Source organism: Henriciella sp., assembly GCF_049649345.1.
In the GTDB taxonomy this organism is placed as follows: Bacteria; Pseudomonadota; Alphaproteobacteria; order Caulobacterales; family Hyphomonadaceae; genus Henriciella.
On record NZ_JBARZC010000106.1, the window covers coordinates 1 to 5,080 of the forward strand.

The 5,080-nt window shown below is 60.3% G+C and carries 4 protein-coding genes and 1 pseudogene; all 5 read right to left on the reverse strand.

The features are described 5' to 3' along the window. A pseudogene (locus tag WA989_RS02655) lies at positions 1–196 on the reverse strand (hypothetical protein); the annotation flags it as partial. After that, complete coding sequence (locus WA989_RS02660; protein WP_424338977.1) at positions 193–1,212, reverse strand: ImmA/IrrE family metallo-endopeptidase; 1,020 nt, start codon at positions 1,210–1,212, stop codon at positions 193–195. The gene WA989_RS02660 and the pseudogene WA989_RS02655, both read right to left, overlap by 4 nt. Continuing rightward, complete coding sequence (locus tag WA989_RS02665) at positions 1,202–1,558, reverse strand: helix-turn-helix transcriptional regulator (RefSeq protein WP_424338978.1); 357 nt, start codon at positions 1,556–1,558, stop codon at positions 1,202–1,204. Before WA989_RS02665 ends, WA989_RS02660 begins: the two co-directional genes overlap by 11 nt. A gap of 4 nt (positions 1,559–1,562) precedes the next feature. After that, on the reverse strand, positions 1,563–1,946 hold the full coding sequence (locus WA989_RS02670; RefSeq protein ID WP_424338979.1) for a hypothetical protein: 384 nt from the start codon (positions 1,944–1,946) through the stop codon (positions 1,563–1,565). 223 nt (positions 1,947–2,169) lie between these two features. Then, positions 2,170–5,080: NACHT domain-containing protein (locus tag WA989_RS02675; protein ID WP_424338980.1), on the reverse strand; the 2,911-nt coding region annotated here is incomplete at its 5' end.

Here is a 5,080-nt window from a genome sequence, read left to right on the forward strand (position 1 = left end):
GATTGGTACCGCGCGACGGATCGGCACCCGGCATGTTCTGGACAGCATGGTAAAACAGGTACTCGGCCGAGAAAGGCTCGGCAGACGCGGCCATGTGAGCGTGGGCATCGGTGGCGGCGCAGGCAAGACACGACATCCTGGCGCCCTGAGTCCTGACCGGCTTGAAGGACGATCTCAGATCGATTGTACGCGTCATGGTATCCGGGCGCCCCGGCTGGTCCGCGCTGCCCTTGAGGCGCCGCCCCGTTCCTTTCCATAAAGGTCCAGTCTGATATCGAGCACGCCTTTGCCGGGAGCGCCATCCGCCCAAGGCTGGCGTTCTTCCATCGAAATGTCGACGACGGCCTGATCTGGCGGCCGTGCGATGATGGTGCGGACCGACGCCGCCCCATAATTCAGTGGTGGCTCACCGAGTTCATTTCTATCCGAGAGGATCTCGAAGCCCGCTTCCTCAAGCCTGTCGGCATTCCATTGAAAGCCGGCGCTTGATGCCTCTGTGAGGTCCAGCCTCACGATATCGGCTGCGCTCCCCTGCAAATTCGTGCCATTGTCCTTTTCCGAAATTTTCCAGACATCGGCCCAGCTGTTTGAAGGGCGATAGCCTTTTCCGATTTCAGATTTCAGTGCCGCAACCTTCTGGTCGACCAACGCCTTCGCCTCCTCCCGGGAGATGACATTATGCGAGACCAGCCCCCAGCAGGTCGCTTCATAGCTGGCCCCCATTCTGAGCGCGAGCTGGTAGACATTTGCGGGGTTCTGCAGATGTCCCCGCACCGTCCAACCCTGTTTCTGGATGTGGTACTTGTAGAGCCAGCGCGGCAGGAGAAATTCCGCCGCAAAGGCATCAGCGGCGATTTCCTGCAAGTCATGGCCGCCGGACGCAAAGCCCGAGCGATAGTTCAGCGTCTGATCGATGCTGCCGGAATGGTCGAGGACCGCATGGCCAAGTTCATGTGCGGCGGTAAACCGCTGGATCGACAGGACCCTTTCCGTCGTCACGATTATGCCGCGCAGCGGTGAGGGAAGGCATAGTCCGAGCGCCGATTTCAGCGGCTTGAACACGAGCGTGATGCCCAGCGCCTCGATTGCACCGAACACATCGATCTGGCCTTCGCCAAGATTGAGCTGCGCCCTGGAATTCAGTTCAAGATGTAGCGCCTTGGCTGCGGCGATGGCCTCGAACCGGGCCACTTCAATGGGACTACGTGCCACCACTCTCTCCCGGCTGCTTCGACTGAAGGAATCGCGCAAACGACAGCAGCTGCTCGCGGTCTTCGTCTGAGAGTTTCGTCGCTGCCCGTGCCAGGGCTTCCACACTTTCCGGCAGAGGCGGCACTTTGAGGGACCCGGTGAAGGAATCGACAGATTGGGAGTAAAGCTGGGCGAATCTGGAGAGTTCGACAGCGTTGACCTTCCGTTTGCCGCTTTCGATCAGGGAAATGGCCGACCGGGTCACACCGAGTGCACCAGCGGCTTCGTCCTGGCTGATCTCGAGATACTCGCGTGCTGCCTTGAGGCGGGCACCGATCTCCGCCCATTCCGGATTTGTATTGCTCATGGCCTTATCCCTGAACTTTGGTCATTGGTTTGGCCGGCTTGCGGCGCTTGACCTTCCGCTCGCCCGAATAGACGGCGCGTAGCTGCGGCAACAGCTCCGAGAACAGTTCATTCCTGGATTTATACCCTCCGCGCTTGATGATTTCCGGGGGAATATCGATACCGAGAATGCTTCTGGTCACCGCGCTCGCATCAAGGACACGCTTGGAGTCAATTGCCGGACCAGAACCGACAATCGATCCGCCCGTTCCGGTAGGCGCACTCGAAACGATATCGGCGTCAATGGCCGACGTTTCTTCATCATACCAGTCCGACAGGGCTGCGCGGAGCGCGTTCTCCGCTGCATCGAAGGCGTGTTCTCTTTCTTCGCGAGACAATGTGGGATCCATTCCAGCCATCACGTGTGTTCGAATTTCGAACAATATGTACACAGGTGTGTGATTTGTCAACGCATGTGCGCGTTATGTTCCGCCCACCCCGCCATGGCATCATTTGGGCGAGGGGATTTCCACCGCCAGGCATCGATCATGTGTGCGGATGATCAGCCCGCCTTTTGGTCTTATTGTTTCAGGGCAAAGAATGGCACGGACAGTGAGCCCGAACCGTTTGCGATCAGGCGCAGGCACCACCCAACACGTAGCGGCCATCAGCAATTGTGACTGTCGTATTCAGCCTCGCTGCCAGTTGCTCGACCGCATTGGCGCACCGGTCCCGGAAATGCCAATCCGGTGCTGCGGCATGGGCCGCCACGAGCCGGTCCAGCGCGTCCATGCTTCCCATGGCTGTCAACGCTTCAACCCCTTGGGAGGCCAGATTGTAACGGCTTGATGCGAGGATTTTCTCAATCAGCGGCATCGGCAGCACCGGTCTCAGCTTGCGCAATTGGCGAACCGCATTCGGTTGCACATAGGCGTATTCGTCTTCCTCGATCCAGTCCGGGCCATCCATGTCGTCGATGGCTTCCAGAACCTGCTCAATCCGTGATCTTGCCCAGACGGATCCGAGACTTGAGGCTGAATTCAGCAGGCTCAGTTGCTGCAGCGGCGTCAGATCGGACCGCTCGGTCCAGGACTCGACGATGGGCAGCCATTCCGAAAGCGCCGGGTGCGGCGCGGTGGGCTTGACGACACCGCCTGAGCGCATGTCCATCTCGAAGACATGAAGCATCCCGGTGGCGACCGAGCCGGCAAGGCTCGCCGCGTCCTCGCCCGATTTGAACCGCTCACCGACGAGCGCCGCTGCGCGCAGGCCAAGGCCACGGTCGCGATGGTGTCCGAAAAGCGCAAGACAGGTCGCGACATCTCCGGCGGGCAGGTCCGGAATGTCGTCGATGAGGCCTTCAAAGATCTCGCGATTACCGAATCGGGCTTCAAACAGTCTCAGGATCGTCTTGACCGGCAGGGCCATTTCGGGATCGGCCATGCATGTCCTGGCGAAGCCGGACCGGGTCTCAGCGTCGGGGATAATCTGCACAATCGATCCCGCAAGGTCTTCCTTTCGGTCGAGGCTGATGTTTTCATCCTTCAGCAGCGATCGCAGAAATGCCGCCGGATCGTCATGCAAGGCAACAAGATCGCGTGCCCTGTAGTGCCGGTCCCAGTCCTCCTGCTGCAGGGCGAAGCGGGCAAGGGCGATCGCGTCATCCTCCAGCGGCGCGCCGCCGAGTGCATATGCTGCCATCCGGACCTGCGCTGGCAGATCCGGAGATCGTGCCAGGCCAAGCGCCAAACCGCGGGATACATAGGCCGGCTCCAGATTCATGAGCAGGCTCCCAATCTCTTCTCTCGCATCCTCGTCGAGCGCTTCGTCTGCCAACTTGATTGCAATCACTTCGAAGGCCCGGTTGCCTGCTGCCTGGAGGGCGGGCTTCAAGCTGCGATAGAGCATCAGGCTGGAGCGATCCTTAGTCATGAGGCTCTCAAGGACGCTGAGGGTGAGTTCATTGTCCTTGAGCGATGACAGGATGTCACCGGCTCCGGAATTCATCAGCCATCGGTGATGAAGCGCCGCTGTCAGCTCAGGTACCGGAGGATTGATGAAGCCGTCTGCGAGAAGCCGGCCGACCCGTTCGCGCGCATTGCTGGGCGCGTGGATCCAGAATTCGACGAGGCGCCGGGATACATCGTCCCTGAGGGCTTGGGAGACCTTTGCCCCGTTGGCAATGCAACGGCCAACAAGCCGGAGCCCTGTGCAAAATGCATCGTCCGGCCGGTCCAACATCGCCCTGATGGCCGGCTCGGGCGCTTTGTGGCGCTCAAGCGCAAACTGGATGACCTGAGCCCAAGGCCGCTGGATTGCGTCCTCGATCCTGCCGGACAATGTATCGGCAAATTCCGCTACGAGATGGCAGGCGGCCAGATATTCCTGGACGATCGGATACGGAAAGACGAGGCGGATACTGCTCTGGCGTCGGAGGATCCCGTTCTGCGTCAGGAGGCTGAGTATGCTGTCAGCCTCGGCCTGGGAAACGGCGTGACGGGCGATGATCTCCCGCACTTCACGCTCACTGGCGCCGATGGCCTGATTTTCCAGCAGGTCGAAGGCCAGCGTCTCGGCAATGGGCCGCAGGACAGGGCTGCGGTCTTCCGGGTCGTACTGTACCTTGTGATCGGCCGGGTGAAAAAGTGTTTTCAGATAGATCTCGATCAGATCGGACCTGTTGGCAGGTCCAGTTGCCGAGATACCACCGGTCCCGAGCAGCATGGCCAGGAACAGAGGTATGCGCGCAAGGCGTCTCAGATCGGGATAGAGATTGAGCCGGTTCACAATGTCCCAGCCATCCAGTCCACCGGCATATTGGCTCATGGCATCGGCAAACCGGACAATGTCCTCATCAGATAGCGGCAGCAGCTCAACCGTTCTGGCTTCATGAAGCCCGCTGACGATGGAGGGATCGCGGACGGTCAGCATCCAGGCGGCAAGCGGGTAGCGGGCCGAAAAGCGGGCGACACGTTGGATGAGATGGGGGCGGGCACCGGATGGCACTTCGTCCAGACCGTCGAGGAGCAGAACAAGCAAGCCCTGCTCGGCGAGCCTCTTCCAGTCGGCAGCGAGGTCGAGCTCCTGATTCATATGTTCGGTCAGAAAGGCGATCACGCTCTTTCCGGTCTTAGCCAGGGCGGCAAGCGATACGGACACGGGCACTTGCGGACCATTGGCAAGTCTGCCGGCAATGGCCGTCAGGAGGGCGGATTTGCCATAGCCCGGACCTGCGACCACGATGATTTTTTCGAGCCCGGTCCCGGGGAAAAGCTTCAAATCGAGTGACGGGTCTGCATCATCGCTCAGAGTCTCGAAAGCCTGTTCGTCCTCGAAGTCGGCTTGGCGCGAGCGGTCATAGTCGCACGCGCGTGGCCAGACGAACAGATCTTCGCAGGCGCCGGAAACGCCGAGCCCCGGAATTTCAATTCGTGCAAGCCGCTCCAGCAAGGCGCGATAGGCTGGCAGTCCCCATTCGGCAGGCTCAGGCAGCACGATATCGTGTTCGAGTTGCAGGCGGCGCCGGAGCGGAGCCGCCTGGAAC

Excerpts from the sequence above, each read along its gene's own strand:
- WA989_RS02665 (WP_424338978.1), bottom strand. The coding sequence starts at position 1,558 with ATGAGCAATACAAATCCGGAATGGGCGGAGATCGGTGCCCGCCTCAAG.
- WA989_RS02670 (WP_424338979.1), bottom strand. The coding sequence starts at position 1,946 with ATGGATCCCACATTGTCTCGCGAAGAAAGAGAACACGCCTTCGATGCA.